The sequence below is a fragment of the Mesobacillus sp. QJM3NY_10 genome (genome assembly GCF_056173465.1).
Genome location: NZ_CM149675.1, coordinates 3,526,582 through 3,544,662 on the forward strand (window position 1 = coordinate 3,526,582; position 18,081 = coordinate 3,544,662).

Annotated in this window: 14 protein-coding genes, 1 tRNA gene and 1 other annotated feature; all 15 genes read right to left on the reverse strand. The window is 44.6% G+C overall.

Going from position 1 to position 18,081, the window contains the following annotated elements:
- Positions 1-11: 11 nt before the first annotated feature.
- Positions 12-1,679 carry an ATP-dependent protease LonB gene (lonB, locus tag AC0VX7_RS17810; RefSeq protein ID WP_475425259.1) on the reverse strand — a complete coding sequence of 556 codons (1,668 nt, stop codon included), beginning with the start codon at positions 1,677-1,679 and terminating at the stop codon, positions 12-14.
- Positions 1,680-2,386: 707 nt separating this feature from the next.
- Positions 2,387-3,649 (reverse strand): ATP-dependent protease ATP-binding subunit ClpX, encoded by a 1,263-nt coding sequence (clpX, locus tag AC0VX7_RS17815; protein ID WP_475425260.1) that lies wholly within the window; start codon positions 3,647-3,649, stop codon positions 2,387-2,389.
- Positions 3,650-4,126: 477 nt separating this feature from the next.
- Complete coding sequence (tig, locus tag AC0VX7_RS17820) at positions 4,127-5,416, reverse strand: trigger factor (RefSeq protein WP_475425261.1); 1,290 nt, start codon at positions 5,414-5,416, stop codon at positions 4,127-4,129.
- Positions 5,417-5,573: 157 nt separating this feature from the next.
- Positions 5,574-6,596, reverse strand: a complete 1,023-nt coding sequence (locus AC0VX7_RS17825; RefSeq protein WP_475425262.1) for a tetratricopeptide repeat protein — start codon at positions 6,594-6,596, stop codon at positions 5,574-5,576.
- A gap of 151 nt (positions 6,597-6,747) precedes the next feature.
- A complete protein-coding gene (gene leuD / locus AC0VX7_RS17830) occupies positions 6,748-7,344 on the reverse strand; it encodes a 3-isopropylmalate dehydratase small subunit (protein WP_475425263.1) in 597 nt (198 codons plus the stop codon).
- A gap of 305 nt (positions 7,345-7,649) precedes the next feature.
- Complete coding sequence (leuC, locus tag AC0VX7_RS17835; protein ID WP_475425264.1) at positions 7,650-9,059, reverse strand: 3-isopropylmalate dehydratase large subunit; 1,410 nt, start codon at positions 9,057-9,059, stop codon at positions 7,650-7,652.
- A gap of 99 nt (positions 9,060-9,158) precedes the next feature.
- A complete protein-coding gene (gene leuB / locus AC0VX7_RS17840; protein ID WP_475425265.1) occupies positions 9,159-10,271 on the reverse strand; it encodes a 3-isopropylmalate dehydrogenase in 1,113 nt (370 codons plus the stop codon).
- Between the two features lie 32 nt (positions 10,272-10,303).
- Positions 10,304-11,842 carry a 2-isopropylmalate synthase gene (locus tag AC0VX7_RS17845; RefSeq protein ID WP_475425266.1) on the reverse strand — a complete coding sequence of 513 codons (1,539 nt, stop codon included), beginning with the start codon at positions 11,840-11,842 and terminating at the stop codon, positions 10,304-10,306.
- Entirely contained in the window at positions 11,829-12,851 is a 1,023-nt protein-coding gene (ilvC, locus tag AC0VX7_RS17850; RefSeq protein WP_475425267.1) for a ketol-acid reductoisomerase, read from the reverse strand. The genes AC0VX7_RS17845 and ilvC overlap by 14 nt, the downstream gene beginning before the upstream one ends.
- Before the next feature lie 37 nt (positions 12,852-12,888).
- Positions 12,889-13,404, reverse strand: a complete 516-nt coding sequence (ilvN, locus tag AC0VX7_RS17855; RefSeq protein WP_041964063.1) for an acetolactate synthase small subunit — start codon at positions 13,402-13,404, stop codon at positions 12,889-12,891.
- Positions 13,401-15,110, reverse strand: coding sequence for an acetolactate synthase large subunit (ilvB, locus tag AC0VX7_RS17860; protein ID WP_475425268.1), 1,710 nt, complete (start codon positions 15,108-15,110; stop codon positions 13,401-13,403). The genes ilvN and ilvB overlap by 4 nt, the downstream gene beginning before the upstream one ends.
- A gap of 85 nt (positions 15,111-15,195) precedes the next feature.
- Positions 15,196-15,447 (reverse strand) — a binding site (T-box leader).
- Between the two features lie 43 nt (positions 15,448-15,490).
- A complete protein-coding gene (ilvE, locus tag AC0VX7_RS17865) occupies positions 15,491-16,393 on the reverse strand; it encodes a branched-chain-amino-acid transaminase (protein ID WP_215036523.1) in 903 nt (300 codons plus the stop codon).
- Positions 16,394-16,753: 360 nt separating this feature from the next.
- Positions 16,754-16,830, reverse strand: a tRNA-Arg gene (locus AC0VX7_RS17870).
- Between the two features lie 123 nt (positions 16,831-16,953).
- A complete protein-coding gene (locus tag AC0VX7_RS17875) occupies positions 16,954-17,478 on the reverse strand; it encodes a metallophosphoesterase (RefSeq protein WP_475425269.1) in 525 nt (174 codons plus the stop codon).
- Positions 17,471-18,076 (reverse strand): XTP/dITP diphosphatase, encoded by a 606-nt coding sequence (locus AC0VX7_RS17880; RefSeq protein ID WP_475425270.1) that lies wholly within the window; start codon positions 18,074-18,076, stop codon positions 17,471-17,473. Before AC0VX7_RS17880 ends, AC0VX7_RS17875 begins: the two co-directional genes overlap by 8 nt.
- Between the last annotated feature and the right edge of the window lie 5 nt (positions 18,077-18,081).

Below are 18,081 nucleotides of genomic sequence, written 5' to 3' on the forward strand. Positions count from 1 at the left end.
TTTTTATCATCCTAGCTCGTCTCTTTTGCCGTTAAGTCACTGGCAGCCTTGATGATTTGCTCCCTCGGATGGTCTTTTTCAAGAGCAATTTCAAACACTTCATTCAGGTGTGTGACTGGAATGATTTCTATATCTGTGATTTCATTAAGGATGGTCTGCACATTTTCCTGCGGAATGATTACCTTTTTGGCACCTGCTTTTTTCGCTGCCTTCACTTTTGGATAGACACCGCCTATCGGCTTTACATTCCCGTGGATGCTGATTTCTCCTGTCATTGCGACTGTATGGTCCATCGGGATTTTATAGATTGCTGAATAAATTCCCGTTGCCATTGCGATCCCGGCAGATGGACCATCGATTGGGGTACCGCCTGGGAAGTTGACATGGATGTCGAATTCATCAGCTGGAACACCCATCGATCTAAGAACAGTGATGACATTTTCAATCGAACCTCTCGCCATACTCTTTCTGCGGATTGATTTTCCCTGTCCGCCGATGCTCTCTTCCTCGACAATGCCAGTGATATTGATTGAGCCTTTATCCTTCGCTTTAATTACAGTAACTTCGATTTCAAGAAGCGCACCGGTATTGGGCCCATACACAGCTAATCCATTGACAAGACCGATTGCTGACTTATCATTAATCCTTCTTTCCATCCTTGGTGTGAGCTGGCTCGAATGGACGACCCATTCAATTTCCTCTTCTTTAATGTAGGTTCGTTCGTCGGTAATGGCCAATCCTGCAGCAATCTGCACCATATTAACAGCTTCTCGGCCATTTCTTGCATAATTTGACAAGATTTCAATCGCTTTTTCACTCATATTCAGTTCTACTTTTTCAGCTGCATTCCTTGCTACTTCTGAAATTTCCTCCTGTGATAGCTCACGGAAAAACACTTCCATGCATCTCGATCTGATTGCCGGAGGGATTTCGCTTGGAGTTCTCGTCGTCGCGCCTACAAGGCGGAAGTCTGCCGGGAGCCCATTTTTGAAGATGTCGTGGATATGGCTTGGGATTTGCGTATTTTCCTCATTATAATACGCACTCTCTAAAAATACTTTCCTGTCTTCCAGTACTTTTAAAAGCTTGTTCATCTGGATTGGGTGCAGCTCACCAATTTCATCAATGAATAAAACTCCTCCATGTGCATTGGTCACAGCACCCTGTTTCGGCTGGGGAATGCCGGCCTGTCCCATCGCACCGGCCCCTTGATAAATCGGATCATGAACGGAACCGATCAATGGGTCAGCAATTCCTCTCTCATCAAACCTGGCCGTTGTAGCATCCAGCTCAACAAATACTGAAGATTTCTTGAATGGGGATTTTTGGTTTTGCTTTGCTTCTTCTAAAACGAGCCTGGCCGCGGCAGTTTTTCCTACTCCCGGTGGCCCATAAATGATGACATGCTGCGGATTGGGTCCACATAACGCTGCTTTAAGTGCCTTGATTCCATCTTCCTGTCCGACAATATCCTTGAAGCTGGATGGCCTGACTTTTTCGGCAAGCGGTTCACTCAGGGAGACCGATCTCATCTTTCTTAACTGTTCCATTTCCTTTCGGGATTCCCGATCAATTGATACTTTTTGCGTCCGCTGATTCCTGAGTAAATTCCAGAAATACAGCCCGATGATGATTCCGAAAAACAGCTGTATAAACAAGGCGATTCCGGTCCAACTCAATTTACATTCCCTCCCGTAAGTTGATACTATTGGCTTTAACCTAGTATCTCCCTGAGAGTGTTGGAATAAACAATATTTTCAAGTGAATTTTTCCACCCGGAGAGACCTTAGTATGGCAAGATTAAAGAGTGTTTCGTCAAATGAATAGTGCATTTTTTGGTTCTGACAGGTTTTCCTCTTTCAACACTAAATATGTCTGAAGTTGCCCTTACTTCTGACAGCTTTTCCTCTTCCACCACCAAACCTGTCTGAAGTTGCCCTTACTTCTGACAACTTTTCCTCTTTCAACACCAAACCTGTCTGAAGTTGCCCTTACTTCTGACAGCTTTTCCTCTTTCACCACCAAACCTGTCTGAAGTTGGCCTTAGTTCTGACAGCTTTTCCTCTTCCACCACTAAACCTGTCCGAAGTTGGCCTTAGTTCTGACAGCTTTTCCTCTTCCACCACCAAACCTGTCTGAAGTTGGCCCTAGTTCTGACAGCTTTTCCTCTTCCACCAGTAAACCTGTCTGAAGTTGGACTTAGTTATGACATCTTTTCCTCTTCCACCACCAAACCTGTCCGAAGTTGGCCTTAGTTCTGACAGCTTTTCTTCTTTTCACACAAACTTGTCTGAAGTTTGCTCTGGCTCTACTAGAATTCATTATTTCAGAGAGGGGGCTTAAAAACAAAATAAATCCCGGTGAATAACCACCGGGATTTTGTGTATTATGCTGAATTTCTTTCGTCTTTAAGGACTGTTCCGTCCTCTAGCACTAGCTTTGGCGGCATGTTGTTTTCGACTGTTTCCTTTGTGATGACACACTTTACGATATCTTCACGGGATGGAAGGTCGAACATGACATCCAACATGATGCCTTCGATGATTGAACGAAGTCCGCGGGCACCTGTCTTGCGTTCAATTGCCTTTTTGGCAATTTCAACGAGTGCATCGTCTTCAAATTCAAGCTCGACATCATCTAGGTTTAGCATTTTTTGATACTGTTTTACAAGAGCGTTCTTTGGTTTTGTCAGGATTTCGACTAGCGCTTCTTCATCAAGCGGAGTCAGGCTGGCAATTACCGGAAGACGGCCGATGAATTCAGGGATTAACCCGAATTTAAGTAAATCTTCAGGTAGGACTTTTGACAACAATTCCTTCTTGTCTAAGTCTTCCTCTTTCTTTTCAGAGCCAAAGCCGATTACTTTCTGACCGAGGCGACGCTTAATGATTTGCTCGATCCCGTCGAATGCTCCGCCGCAAATGAACAGGATATTCGTCGTATCGATCTGGATGAATTCTTGGTGCGGATGCTTTCGTCCACCTTGTGGCGGTACACTTGCAACTGTTCCTTCAAGAATTTTCAGGAGCGCCTGCTGCACACCTTCACCGGAAACATCTCTAGTAATAGAAGGGTTTTCGGATTTTCTAGCGATCTTATCGATTTCATCGATATAAATGATTCCTTTTTCAGCCTTTTCTACATCGTAATCAGCTGATTGGATCAATTTCAAAAGGATGTTTTCAACATCTTCACCAACATAACCTGCTTCTGTCAGTGATGTTGCATCCGCGATTGCGAATGGAACATTGAGAATGCGAGCTAATGTTTGAGCAAGCAAAGTTTTACCGCTTCCTGTAGGCCCGATCATCGCAATATTACTTTTTGATAGTTCAACATCATCAATCTTGCTGTTTGAGTTGATACGCTTATAGTGATTGTAAACGGCTACAGATAAGTTCTTCTTAGCCTGGTCCTGACCAATTACATACTCATTAAGAATATCGCGGATTTCCAGTGGTTTCGGAACATCCTTAAACTCAACTTCTTCTTCAGTGCCAAGTTCTTCTTCAACGATTTCTGTGCATAATTCAATACACTCGTCACAGATATAGACGCCTGGCCCTGCTACCAATTTGCGGACTTGATCCTGCGTCTTGCCGCAGAAAGAACATTTAAGCTGTCCTTTTTCATCATTAAATTTGAACAATGCCTTCACCCCTTGAGAACTTCTAAACATATATAAAGCTGCGATTCATAAGCAAACGATAAGTTAAGTAACAGTTTTTTCTGCTGCTTTCGAGCAGGTATGTATTGCATTGTATCACATTTTGCCAGGGGACAGGAAATGATAACCCTCGGCCATTTCAGTTTCGCGCTTATGAATCGAAAAAAATATGTACTAATTCATCTTTTCCATAAATCAAGCCGTTAAATCGACTTATATGAAATTGCTAAAAAAATTATGTATGTATATTGGTGTTAATTGTAGAAAACAAGGCACGATTTACTCGCGCCTTGTTTTTATCTTATATAGTAAGTATAAAATTCACTTTGAGAAATGTCTAGCTTCAGCGCCTAGCCCCTCGAGTCACTTCGGTCCGCCCAATGAAGTCAAAGGACGACTTCACCGGTCGGCCCTCCAGTGCTTGTCGGGGCTGACCAAGGCGCTTACGCTTTTCTAATATTATGCAACAGTTTTGCTGTTTTCTACAAGGAAATCAACTGCTTTTTTCAATTGAAGGTCGCCTTTGATTCCGTCAAGGCTTCCGCCTAGTGCTGCTTGGATTTGATCAGCAGTCATATTGTACATTTCAGACATCTTTTGAAGCTCTGCATTTACTTCTTCATCAGTAACTTCGATGTTTTCAGCTTTTGCGATTGCTTCAAGAGTCAGGTTCACACGTACGCGTGTAGCAGCTTCTTCCTTCATTTGTTCGCGAAGAGCAGCTTCGTCTTGACCTGAGAACTGGTAGTATAGGTCAAGGTTCATGCCTTGCATTTGCAAGCGTTGTTCGAACTCATTTACCATGCGGTCGATTTCAGTGTCGATCATGGATTCAGGAACTTCGATTTCAGCGTTAGCTGCTGCTTTTTCTACAACAGTGTCACGTTCGAAGTGTTCTTTTTGGTGTGCTTTGTCATGAGCAAGACGATCTTTAATCTTTGTCTTAAGCTCTTCTAAAGTTTCAACTTCTTCATCAGCATCTTTAGCGAACTCATCATCTAGAGCTGGAAGTTCTTTTCCTTTGATTTCGTGAAGTTTCACTTTGAAAGTTGCAGGCTTACCAGCAAGTTCAGCTGCATGGTACTCTTCAGGGAAAGTAACCTCTACATCTTTTTCTTCGCCAGTAGCTAATCCAACTAGCTGTTCTTCGAAGCCTGGGATGAACGAACCTGAACCAAGTTCAAGTGCGTAGTTTTCAGCTTTGCCGCCTTCGAAAGCTTCGCCATCAACGAATCCTTCGAAATCGATGACAACACTGTCGCCATTTTCAGCAGTGCCTTCTTCTTTAACAACAAGCTCAGCCTGCTTTTCCTGCATTGCTTTCAATTCGTTTTCTACTTCTTCATCTGTTACGTTTGTGTCGAATGCTTCTACTTCAAGTCCTTTGTACTCGCCAAGCTTCACTTCAGGCTTAACTGTTACAGTTGCCTTGATGATTAAGCTCTTGCCCTTTTCGATTTGTTCAACATCGATTTCCGGGCGGTCAACTGGCTCGATTCCAGTTTCATCGATTGCATTTGCATATGCTTCTGGAAGAAGGATATCAATTGCATCCTGATATAAAGACTCTACGCCGAAACGCTTTTCGAACATTTGGCGAGGCATTTTTCCTTTACGGAATCCTGGTACGTTAATTTGCTTAACGACTTTCTTGAATGCAGCGTCAAGACCTTGGTTGACCTTTTCTGCATCTACTTCAATTGTTAGAACCGTTTGGTTCCCTTCTCTTTTTTCTACCTTTGCAGACATACAGTTCCCTCCAACAATTATCTATTGTCATTTTCATTCGACGATGAATACCCTTGTTTACCAAGCAATATTCCAGATTAAATGTAAAATAGAATGATTTTTACATAATACAACCACTACATTATAACACAGGTTTATTTCGTTTCAACAGCTTGGACTATATTATCGGGTAAGAAATTTCTTCTAGCTTCCGGATAAAGTCCAGAACCTGTTCTGTCTCCTCAATCTGGCTGTTGTATATTCCAGCAAATGACTCTAGTGGATCTTCAAATCCATAATACTCATTAGCGATGAAATGGCAGGCAGCAGCCCAGGCCGAAACCTGCCCGATTGGCAGTTTAAATGGGTAGATCAGAAAGAAATAACGCTCGACCAACCTTTGGACGTTTTCGAATAAGACAGGATCATCACTTTCAATCTCATCGCTTAATAGTTTGATCACACCACTGTTCTCAATAAAATCCCTCAGCTCCGGTAAGTTTGCAGGATTGAACGATTCTGTCCAGCCGAATTTATGTATTTGTGTTTCTTCTGCATACTCTTGTTCTTTCAAAATATTAAGCAGCATTGTTTTTAAGAAAGGATGGCCATCTTCTGTCGCGACATACTCCCTTATTTTTTTTATATAAGGTCTTATGTTTACCTTAGCGAGGCCCGCAGCAATCATCACCTGGTCATTGGGATTCTTATAGTCAAACAGATTAAGCTCATCCTCTTCAGGTTCCTCTTCAAACCCCTCAATGGGCTCCACTTCTGTTTCGCCATTAAGCATCCGCCTGCCAAATTCAAGCATGGTGATGAAATGCTCATGCTTGTCTGCAGGAATTTCCCGTTCTTCCAGAAGAGCTTCGATAGTCGTGACCACTTCACTGTATTCATTCAACTGGACAAGGATCATTAAATACATGTCAATCACTTGTATGTAATCACCCAGCCCACTCCGCAGCATCTCTGCAACGAGTTCCTTCGCCTGATGGGTATTGCCTGCTTCATAATTAGCGAGAACAAGGCCGACGTATACTTCACTATTCTCAGGGTCATGTTCCAATGCCTGCTCGAGAAATTGAATCGCATCCCTGTACTTTTGCTGTTTCAAATAATCCAGACCCTTTTCCAACAGACGCTTTTCCAGACCGGGAAACAGGATCACTTTATCCTTTTTTGATTCCCGTTTATTCATACACATACCGCCTTACTTTTAATAGTTAAACTCTTTTGATTTCCTCTTTTTGCTTCATGAGTTCAGCTTTTTTAGAAAGTTTAGCACGAATCCCTGAAAAAACAAAAAGATTCACAAGCAGGGCCTGTGAATCAATCGTAATTTTTTCGAATTAGATTATTTTTTCTATATGCTTTTCTTCAAATACTTTGATACTTCCTTCGAGCTGAAGGGTTAGTTCGATTTCATCCCAGCCATTGAGGAGCATATTATACCAATATGGAGTGATGTCAAATTTGGCTTCGAATCCCTGGTTGTCATAAACTCTCTTCTGTTCTAGTGAAACCATCAGTTCATATGCCTGCCCGCTTGCATTCTTAAGCAAATAGGAAACGTCTTTTTCTGGCAGTACAACAGGAAGGATTCCGTTTTTCAGGCAATTCTGTTTAAAAATATCAGCAAATGACGGGGCGATCAAAACCTTGAATCCGTAATCCAGCAAAGCCCATGGCGCATGCTCCCTGGATGAACCGCAGCCGAAATTTTCATTCGCTATTAAAATACTTGCTCCCTCGTTAACCGGGTCGTTGAGTTCAAATTCGTCATTCAGCTCTCCAGTTGGTTTATAGCGCCAGTCGTAAAACAAGTACTGCCCAAAACCTGTTTTTTCGATTCTTTTCAGGAATTGCTTTGGAATGATTTGATCTGTGTCCACATTTGTCCGGTCCATCGCTGCGACTTTTCCCTTCATTTCTGTAAAACTAGACATTTCAGGCTCCCTTCCACGGAAAATATATTTTTGTAGAACTAAATTCAGCAAAATGGTAGTGATATAAATTTTTCCCAAAGCAAACTTTGCAAATAGGTAGTGAAATGACCCGAAATATACCGGTTTCGGGTCATTTTTGCAGCTATATTTCTTGCTGGAAATTTATTCTCTTACTCAACGAGGATATTTGCACGTAAAAACGGATAATTGCACCATTCAAGCGATTAATTGAGCCGAAAACTTAATTAATTGCACCGTTAAGCCGACTAATTGCACCTTCGTCCTTAATTTGGAAAATAAGAAAGCTAAACGGTAATACTAACGATCGACCTGACATCTACAAAATGCCCATGAAGTGCGGCAGCTGCTGCCATTGCAGGGCTGACTAAATGGGTACGCGCTCCGGCTCCCTGTCTGCCCTCAAAGTTGCGGTTTGAAGTGGAAGCACAATGTTCCCCGGCGGGCACAATGTCTGCATTCATACTCAGGCACATGCTGCAGCCGGATTCTCTCCATTCAAATCCCGCTTCTATAAACACCTGGGCAATGCCTTCTGCTTCGGCAGTCTTCTTGACCTGTTGAGAACCAGGCACAACAATTGCTTCGACTCCAGGAGCGACTTTTTTCCCTTTGATCACATCGGAGGCTGCCCTGAGATCCTCAATTCTTGAATTCGTACAGGAGCCAATGAAGACCTTAGTTACATTAATATCTGTGATTGGCTGACCTTCCTCCAGCCCCATGTATGATAAGGCCCTTTCTAGTGACTTCTTTTCTGTATCAGTATCACATTCATTTAGGTAAGGCACTCTGTCCGTGACCGGAGCAGTCATCGATGGGTTCGTGCCCCAGCTGACCATCGGCGATATGGCATCGCCTTCAATCTCGATAGAATGGTCATACACTGCATCTTCATCAGAAGAGAGCTGCTGCCATTCCAGTATTTTATCGAGGAAGGCGTCTCCCTGCGCAATATATTTTCTTCCATTCAGGTAGGCAAAGGTTATATCATCAGGAGCAACGATTGATGCTTTCGCCCCGCCTTCAATTGACATATTGCAAATTGTCATTCTTTCCTCCATCGACATTTTCCTGATGGCATCACCGCAAAATTCGATGACGTAACCAGTACCGAAATTAACTCCGTATTTACTGATAATGAACAAAATGAAATCCTTTGCGCTCACGCCTGGTGCCAGAGAGCCAGACACCTCGACTTTCAGAGTTTTTGGTTTTGTCTGCCAGAGTGTTTGAGTGGCAAGGACATGCTCAACCTCACTCGTACCGATACCGAATGCCAGGGCTCCGAATGCACCGTGCGTCGAAGTGTGACTGTCTCCGCACACAATGGTCTTTCCTGGCTGTGTCAAGCCTAGCTCAGGTCCGATGACATGGACAATGCCCTGTTCAGGACTGTCCAGATCAGCCAATGGAATGCCGAATTCAAGGCAATTATCCCTTAAAGTATCCATCTGGTTTTTCGCAACAGGATCATTAATTTCATTCCGGTTAATCGTAGGGACATTGTGGTCCATCGTCGCAAATGTCAAATCCGGTCTCCGTACAGACCTTTTTTTCATCCTAAGTCCCGAAAAAGCCTGCGGCGAGGTTACCTCATGGACAAGATGAAGGTCGATATATACCAGGTCTGGTTTACCTTCTTCCCGATGCACAACATGCTTCTCCCAAATTTTTTCGATGATTGTTTTCCCCAATGGTACCCTCCCCTTTTTTATAAACACTTCTATCTCGCCTGCCTGGCTTAGTGTTCGTTTTTGAGATTTTCAAAATGTCCGATGAAATAGATTCAGGCCTTATGCGTAAGCACTCATGATATTCAGGATCGCTTCATTGTCCAGCAGAGCGGCTTTGATTTCCTCAACCATTCCCTCAGTTGTTAAGAACGGTGTGCCAAACAAGGCAATGTCGCGGGTTCTGCTGCCAGCGTCCAGCACCTGCTCTACTGCATTCTCGATTGCCTCAGCTTCTTCTTCAAGGCCAAAGGACAGTCGGAGCATCATCGCAGCTGAAAGGATCATCGCGATTGGATTAGCCGCGTTCATTCCAGCAATATCCGGTGCAGATCCATGAATAGGCTCATACAGATATGGTCCTGCAGCCGAAACGCTGGCTGATGGCAGCATGCCAAGCGAGCCGGTCAGCACGGATGCTTCATCACTTAAAATATCACCAAACATATTCTCTGTGACGAGCACATCGAACTGGCGCGGGTTCTTGATCAGCTGCATCGCCGCATTATCGACCAGCATATGATTAAGTTGAACATCAGGATAGTCCTTCGCCACCTCCTCTGCTGTTTCGCGCCACATTCGGCTCGATTCCAGAACATTTGCTTTATCCACAGAAGTGACCTTGCCTTTTCTCATGGCAGCCAACTCAAATGCATAGCGGATGACTCTCTCAATCTCGTTTTTCTGGTAAAACAATGTATCTACTACTGAAGCTTCGCCTTTTTGGACACTTCTTTCACTCGGTTTCCCAAAGTAAAGCCCGCCGGTCAATTCCCTGACCACTACCATGTCAACACCTTCAACGATTTCCTTGCGAAGCGGTGAAATCCCGGAAATACTGGAGTAGTATTGAACCGGCCGGACATTCGCATATAACCCGAGCTCTTTCCGGATTTTCAACAAGCCTTTTTCGGGGCGAATATGTCCAGGCATCTGATCCCACTTAGGACCGCCAACAGCCCCTAACAGGACAGCATCACTAGCTTTACAGAGATCGAGTGTGCGATCCGGGAGCGGGGTTCCAAATTCATCGATTGCTGCCCCGCCGATTTCTCCATAAGTAAAATGGAACTTATGGTTAAAAAGCTCAGCTACTGCCTGGAGGATTGTAACCGCCCCCCTGCTTACTTCTTTGCCTACGCCATCTCCTGGCAGGATTGCGATCCTTTTTTCCATTACATTCGCCTCCGATTTCTTAATGATATTTTTTAACCATTAACTGCGACTTTCTTTGTTTCTTCCATATATAAAACTCTATTGACTGCATTTAGATAGGCTTTTGCTGAAGCCTCAAGGACATCCTGTGCAAGGCCTCTTCCACTCGTCTCGACGCCGCCAAAATCCAGCTTTACATATACCTGGGCCAGGGCATCCCTGCCGGCTCCAACAGATTGAATCCTGTAATCTAGCAAACTTGCTTTTTCTTTCATGCAATTTTCAAGCGTATTATATAAAGCTTCAATACTGCCAGAACCTGTGGACGCTTCCTGAATCTTTTCATTTTGGCAGCCATACAGGGTAACCGTCGCGGTAGGAACCTGGTTGGTCCCATATTGAACCTGAATGGAATTAAGACGATAATATTGCTGATCTTTTGACAGCTTCTCTTCCAGGATGATCGCCACGAGGTCATCATCCGTCATTTCCTTTTTCCTGTCTGCCAATTCCTTGAAAACGGCGAATAACTTATTAATGTCCTGATCCGGCACGGTCAACCCAATTTCACTCAGCCTGTTGCGGAATGCGTGGCGACCAGAGTGCTTTCCGAGAACCATCGAGTTATTCTGCAGTCCAACAAGTTCCGGTGAAATGATTTCGTAGGTAGTTTTTTCTTTCAAAACGCCATCCTGGTGGATTCCCGATTCATGGGCAAAAGCATTCCTTCCGACCACTGCTTTATTGGCCGGCACCGCCATACCAGTCAGCTTGCTGACAAGGCTGCTCGTTCTGCTAATCTCCTTAAGGTTCAATCCCGTTTCCGCCTGGTAAAAATCTTTGCGAATATGAAGCGCAACAGCAAATTCCTCAAGCGCCGCGTTTCCTGCCCGCTCACCTATCCCATTGATCGTTCCTTCTACCTGTGTGGCGCCTGCAGATACTGCTGCAAGTGAATTAGCGATGGACATTCCAAGGTCATCATGACAATGTGCTGAAAGGTCGACCTTACTAATAGAAGAAACATGCTCTCTCAAGTAAGTGAATATTTGGCCATACTCCTGCGGCGAAATATAACCGACAGTGTCAGGAATATTGATGACCTTTGCACCGGCTTTAATAACCTCTTCTACGATTTCAGCAAGGAAATCAAGCTCGGTCCGGCAGGCATCCTCTGCAGACCATTGAATGACAGGGAACTTGGCTGCCGCATATTTCACGGTTTTTACCGCCGTCTCAATAACTTCTTCTTTTGTCTGCTTCAACTTGTGGACCCTGTGGATTGGTGAGGTGGCGATGAACAGGTGAAGCCTCGGCTCTGCGCCATGTCTCAATGCCTCCCATGCTGCATCGATATCTGTTAAAACCGATCTCGCCAGCCCTGTAACCGAACACCCTTTAATCTGTCGCGCAATTTCGGCTACTGATGCAAAGTCGCCTTTAGATGCGGCTGGGAACCCAGCTTCAATAATGTCAACATTCAGCCTCTCTAATTGCCTGGCAATCTCCAGCTTTTCGGAAAAATTAAGATTGACTCCGGCCGACTGTTCCCCATCTCTCAAAGTCGTATCAAAAATGTTAATTCTTCGCACTGGCAGCCACTTCTCTCTGCTTTTGTTTATTGACAAACGGCATCATCTTTCTCAGTTCTCTCCCCACCTCTTCAATCTGATGGGTATTTTCTTTTTCATTGATGCTATTAAAGACCGGTCTGTTGTTTTCATTTTCCGCAATCCAGCCTTTGGCGAAAGTACCCTCCTGGATGTCGGTCAGGACTCTTTTCATTTCCTCTTTAACCTGGTCATTCACCACTCTTGGCCCGCTGACAAAGTCGCCCCATTGAGCAGTGTCAGAAATCGAATAGCGCATTCCTTCGAGTCCTCCTTCATACATCAGGTCCACGATCAGCTTCAGCTCATGCATCGTTTCGAAATAAGCTAGTTCCGGCTGATAGCCAGCCTCGACGAGTGTTTCGAAACCCGCTTTCACGAGCGAGGTCAGCCCGCCACATAACACTGCCTGTTCTCCGAATAGATCCGTTTCCGTTTCTTCTTTGAAGGTTGTTTCAAGTGCTCCCGCTCTCAACGCACCAATCGCTTTCGCGTATGCCAGCGCAAGTTCCCTTGCACTACCCGATACATCCTGATGGATTGCGAACAGTGCTGGCACTCCTGCTCCTTCTTGATAAGTCCTTCTGACCAAATGGCCCGGCCCCTTTGGCGCAACAAGCAAGACGTCACAGCTTTCTGGCGGGACAATCTGGTTAAAATGAACGTTAAAGCCGTGGGCGAACATGATCGCCTGGCCTGTCAGTTGTGGTTCAATCTCATTTTTGTACACTGCGGTCTGTCTCTCATCAGGCAAAAGAATCATGACTACATCGGATGCAGCTACAGCTTCTGCAACTGTTTTAACCTCAAAGCCATCCTGTTCCGCTTTCTCCCATGACTTCCCTTGCCTTAAACCAACGACAACCTCAACCCCGCTGTCCCGGAGATTCTGCGCGTGCGCATGGCCCTGTGAGCCGTACCCCACAACTGCCACTCTCTTTCCGTTAAAATAAGCCTCATTTGCATCTCCGTTATAGTACATTTTCGCCATATTTTCTCTCCCTTTCTGAATGGAAATTTAGTTTAACTTACACAAATGAAAACGATTTTTGCTGGCCGGTACGCTGGTTCCCCCTTGGGAATGCTGTCGTTCCGGTACGAGCCAATTCTCTGATTCCATATGGTTTAATCAAATCAATAAACGCCTCAATTTTTTCCGTTTCGCCTGTCAATTGGATGATGATGCTATCCTTGCTGACGTCAATCACCGATGCCCGGAATGGCTCAATGATCGAATAAATCTCTGCCCTATTGTGGGGAAGGACGGGCACTTTCATGAGAATGAGCTCCCGGGCGACAATCGCCTGGTCACTGATATCCGCCACCTTAAGGACATCAATCTGCTTATTGAGCTGTTTCGTGATTTGTTCGACCATCCCGTCATTCTCCACATGGACAACGCATGTAATCCGCGAAACTCCCTCTTGCTCGGTCAGGCCTACCGAAATGCTTTCAATATTATAATTTCTCTTTGAAAATAGATTCGTGATCCTGTTAAGTACTCCCGGCCGGTTCAAGACCGTCATCGTTATGATTCTTTTCATTTCTTCACTCCCACCATTTCGTGGATTCCTTTCCCAGGCGCGATCATCGGGTAGACATTTTCGGCACCATCGACCCTGAAATCGAGCAGCACTGGCTCCTTATCATGCAGGACCTCATTCAGGACCACATGCGCTTCTGCTTCGGAGTTGATTTCAAACCCTTTGATACCATAGGCCTCGGCCAGTTTTACAAAAGATGGCTGGACCGGATTTTTACTGTGGGAATATCTTTCTTTGTAAAAAATCTCCTGCCATTGTCTGACCATTCCAAGCGCTTTGTTATTGAGAATCGCTATTTTGATCGGCAGCTTAAACTCTGCGATGACCGCTAGCTCCTGCGTTGACATCTGGAAGCCTCCATCTCCGAGAACGGCCACAACGCATGCTGCCGGATCTGCCAGCTGTGCTCCAATGCTTGCAGGAAGTCCAAATCCCATTGTTCCGAGTCCTCCTGAGGTCACCCATCGATCAGCCTGCTGGAGTTGATAATATTGTGCCGCCCACATTTGATGCTGGCCGACATCGGTCACGACAATTGCTTCACCCGCCGTTTTTTCATATAGGAGCTCCATTACCTTTTGTGGTTTTAGCACCTCGCTGTTTTCGTAATGATAAGGAAAGTCCTTCTTCCAGGCTGCGAGTGTTTCTTTCCATTCTTCCTGTTGAGGTGGACTTGCTCCCAGCCTGAGCAATTGTCTTAACGCCTCTCCAGCATCTCCGACGACCGGAATTTGAGTTGGCACATTTTTACCGATTTCAGCCGGGTCGATATCTATATGGGCAACAGTTGCTTTTGGGGCGAAATGTTTTAAGTTTCCAGTCAGCCGGTCATCAAATCGTGCTCCTATATTGATCAGCAGGTCACAATTATAAAGCGCCATGTTCGCTGCATAGCAGCCATGCATCCCAGCCATTCCAAGGAACAGTTCATGATTGGCCGGAAAGCCTCCCAATCCCAATAATGTGTGGACAACATGAAGGTTCTGCTGTTCTGCGTATTCTTTTAACAGGCTCGACGCCTTCGCGTGGAGGACACCTGCCCCAGCAAGAATGACCGGCCTTTTTGCCCTGCTTATTGCTTCGGAGAGTTTTCTTACCTGAAGGAAATTCGGCTCCATAGTTGGCTGGTAACCAGGAAGGTGGATTTCCTCCTCAGCTGGTTCTGCCGATATACCCGCTGCCAGGTCTTTTGGGAAATCGATGACGACTGGACCAGGCCTACCGCTTGTCGCAATATAAAATGCTTCCTTGATAATTCGCGGGATGTCTTTTATGTCCCTGATCTGATAGTTGTACTTCGTTATAGGAGTAGTGATGCCAAGAATGTCGGCTTCCTGGAAGGCATCTGTACCGATCACCCCTGTCGCGACTTGGCCTGTGAAGACAACCAGCGGCAAAGAGTCCATCATTGCATCGGCAATGCCGGTGATGATATTGGTCGCTCCCGGTCCAGATGTAGCGATTACCACGCCTGGTTTCCCGCTGATCCTCGCATACCCTTCCGCTGCATGGATTCCTCCCTGTTCATGCCTTGGCAACACATGAAGAATTTTAGAATCATAGAGTTTGTCGTAAATCGGAAGGACAGCTCCTCCTGGGTAGCCAAAAATGACTTCGACATTTTCCTTTTCCAGCGCCTTAAGCAGTAAATCCGCGCCGCTTACTTCACTCGTTTTAGCCTTTGTTTCCTTCAAGGCAGCTTCCATTTATCGAACCTCCCATTATGAACTCACTTCTATTTTTTCAAAATAAAAAAGCCCATCCATCTCCATATGCCTAAGGTTGCCCAGGCAAAGGGATGGAATAGGCTTTATCTCCTTTTCCACGGTACCACCCTTATTCACGCATGATGCGTGCACTCGTGACAGCTTCTGCTGCCGGTTTTGATAACAAGTGCCGTGCACTCGACCAGTTTTACTAGGATCCTTTCAAACTGGCGCTCCAGGGTGAGTTCATTTTATGCGGCATCACCGGTTTCCAGCTACCCCGGCTCTCTGTGCATGCTGATCGCATTAAATTACTTGTCCCTGTCCTCGCTTTTACCTTATTCAATTTTGGTATTGAAAGTGACAATATAAGAGCCTTGTTAACTTACTTGATGAGCTTTTTCTGAATAGACCTGAACCCCATCTGCAACGACTTTCGCCCTGAATTCACGCAGGATATTTTGTGTATGCTGTCCCGGTACTCCATCGCCGATGACTCTTCCATCCACTTTAACAACCGCGATTACTTCTGCTGCTGTCCCGGTAAGGAATACTTCATCAGCTGTGTATACATCATGGCGGGTAAATGGTTCCTCCTTGACCTCATACCCAAGATTTTTCGCGATTTCAATTACCGCATTCCTGGTGATTCCTTCAAGTGCTCCAACATACCCTGGCGGTGTGAGGAATTCATTTCCCCTTACGATAAAAATATTATCTGCTGACCCTTCGGCAACATAGCCCTGGTCATTAAGCATGAGCGCCTCACTAACATTTGCCAGATGTGCTTCAATTTTTACAAGGACATTATTTAAATAATTTAGTGATTTTACTTTTGGACTTAATACATCCGGACGATTTCTTCTGGTCGCAACAGTGACAATTTCCAGTCCGCGTTCATACAATTCTCTTGGAAAGATAGAGAGCGGTTCAACAATGATGACGACATTCACTTTCGGGCACTTATAGGGATCCAGCCCCAAGTCCCCGACACCTCTGGAAACGACAATGCGGATATAAGCATCTCTGAGTTGATTCCGTTCCACTGTTTCAACAACCAGGCCGGTGAACTCCTCCTTAGAGTGTGGCATGTTCAGCATGATGGACTTAGCTGACCGGTAAAGTCGGTCCATATGTTCTTCCATCCTGAAAATATTGCCGCTGTATACCCGTATCCCTTCAAAAATACCGTCTCCGTATAGAAATCCATGATCATATACCGAAACCTTAGCATTTTCCTTGGTGACAAATTCACCGTTTAAGTAGATCCACTGATCGGGCACAATAAACACTCCTTTAACAAATAGACGCTTTAAATTATTAAATTAACAGGTTAAAAAAATACAGTTTTACATTATCAAAAAATTAATATAAAACCCTGGTTCACTTTAGATGCATTCAACTTGTTTTTTTTATTTGAGGATTATCTTACGCCCAATTTTCACACTCGTCAACACCCTTTTTCTAAATTATTTGATAATTTAGATTAGTTAGTTAATTTGTATCCGCTTACATTGTTGATATATTCACATTTGTAAAAAATAAAATTTTTTTATTGGACTTCAGCTTCCTAGCGGTTAGGAACGAGAGGACATAAAAAAAACTCACCTTTCAAAAAGGTGAGTTAAAGTATGTAGTTTAAATGGCGTCCCAGGAGAGATTCGAACTCCCGACCGTACGCTTAGAAGGCGTATGCTCTATCCAACTGAGCTACTGGGACTTGGTTGTTTTTTAAAGACAAGATTTATTATATTAGCCAAACAACTAAATGTCAATAACAAAATCATAACTTTTTTTCTGAGGGAAACCTGCTGATTCCCCTCAGAAAATCATTATAGTAGTTTCAACTCGTTTTGTGAAGTGAAAACTCCTGCCTTAACTCAGGCAACTCTCCATTGCCATAGTCATAGATCCGCAATATAGCTTTGTCGTTTTCCAGCTCAAGGATGGCATAGCTCTTTTCAGTCCTGCCCCGTGGCAGCCTGATGCTTCCCGGATTGATGAACAGTACATCATCGACCATTTCTGCTCCTAGCAAATGTGAATGTCCAAAGCATACGATGTCAGCTTGCAGTTCTTTCGCCTTATAGTATAAATTTACGAGAGTGGACTTTACTGAGTAGAGATGCCCATGCGTCACAAAGATTTTCACACCATCTACGTCATGGGTTTCATCATCAGGAAAATTGCCATAAAAGTCGCAATTCCCTTTAACCGAACTGAAATTCACAATAGCAGCATCGCTTTCAGAAAGCTCTGAATCACCACAGTGGATCATCAAGTCCACATCATTCCCATGCAGCTTCTCAATTCCCTCAAGTACCTCTGTTGATCCGTGGCTGTCACTGACAATCAGCACCTTACTCATGGCTATCTTCACGCTTTTTCAGGAGGTCATCCAGTTTTCTGATCGCATTGGCCCGGTGGCTGATTTTATTTTTTTCGTCTGAGGCCAATTCTGCCATAGCTTTCCCTTCTGTTTCTACGAAGAAAATCGGATCATAGCCAAAACCATTGCTACCGCGGCGTTCATTCAGTATTCTTCCTTCACATGTCCCGAATACCGTCACCGTTTCCTTGCCTGGCTCTGCCATTGCGAGCGCACAGCAAAATCTTGCGGTGCGCTCACTTTCTGGCACACCTTGAAGTTCCTCAAGAACTTTGTCGATGTTGTTTTCATCGTTTTTTTCAGAACCTGCGTAACGTGCCGAATAAACACCTGGTCGGCCTTCCAATGCGTCAATTTCGAGTCCTGAATCATCTGCAATTACTCTGACTCCAAGATTATTAGCGATTGTTTCAGCTTTTAAGATAGCGTTCTCCTCAAAAGTTGTCCCTGTTTCTTCTACATCTTCAATTTCTGGATAATCGAGCAATGTTTTTACCGCTAACCCTTTTGGCAAAAAAAGATTCTCGAATTCCTTAGCTTTTCCTATGTTTTTTGTCGCGATTATGACTGATTCCATTTTGA

Excerpts from the sequence above, each read along its gene's own strand:
- AC0VX7_RS17825 (WP_475425262.1), bottom strand. The coding sequence starts at position 6,596 with ATGAATAAACGGGAATCAAAAAAGGATAAAGTGATCCTGTTTCCCGGT.
- AC0VX7_RS17875 (WP_475425269.1), bottom strand. The coding sequence starts at position 17,478 with ATGAGTAAGGTGCTGATTGTCAGTGACAGCCACGGATCAACAGAGGTA.
- ilvN (WP_041964063.1), bottom strand. The coding sequence starts at position 13,404 with ATGAAAAGAATCATAACGATGACGGTCTTGAACCGGCCGGGAGTACTT.
- leuD (WP_475425263.1), bottom strand. The coding sequence starts at position 7,344 with ATGTCTAGTTTTACAGAAATGAAGGGAAAAGTCGCAGCGATGGACCGG.
- AC0VX7_RS17880 (WP_475425270.1), bottom strand. The coding sequence starts at position 18,076 with ATGGAATCAGTCATAATCGCGACAAAAAACATAGGAAAAGCTAAGGAA.
- tig (WP_475425261.1), bottom strand. The coding sequence starts at position 5,416 with ATGTCTGCAAAGGTAGAAAAAAGAGAAGGGAACCAAACGGTTCTAACA.
- ilvC (WP_475425267.1), bottom strand. The coding sequence starts at position 12,851 with ATGGCGAAAATGTACTATAACGGAGATGCAAATGAGGCTTATTTTAAC.
- leuB (WP_475425265.1), bottom strand. The coding sequence starts at position 10,271 with ATGGAAAAAAGGATCGCAATCCTGCCAGGAGATGGCGTAGGCAAAGAA.
- ilvB (WP_475425268.1), bottom strand. The coding sequence starts at position 15,110 with ATGGAAGCTGCCTTGAAGGAAACAAAGGCTAAAACGAGTGAAGTAAGC.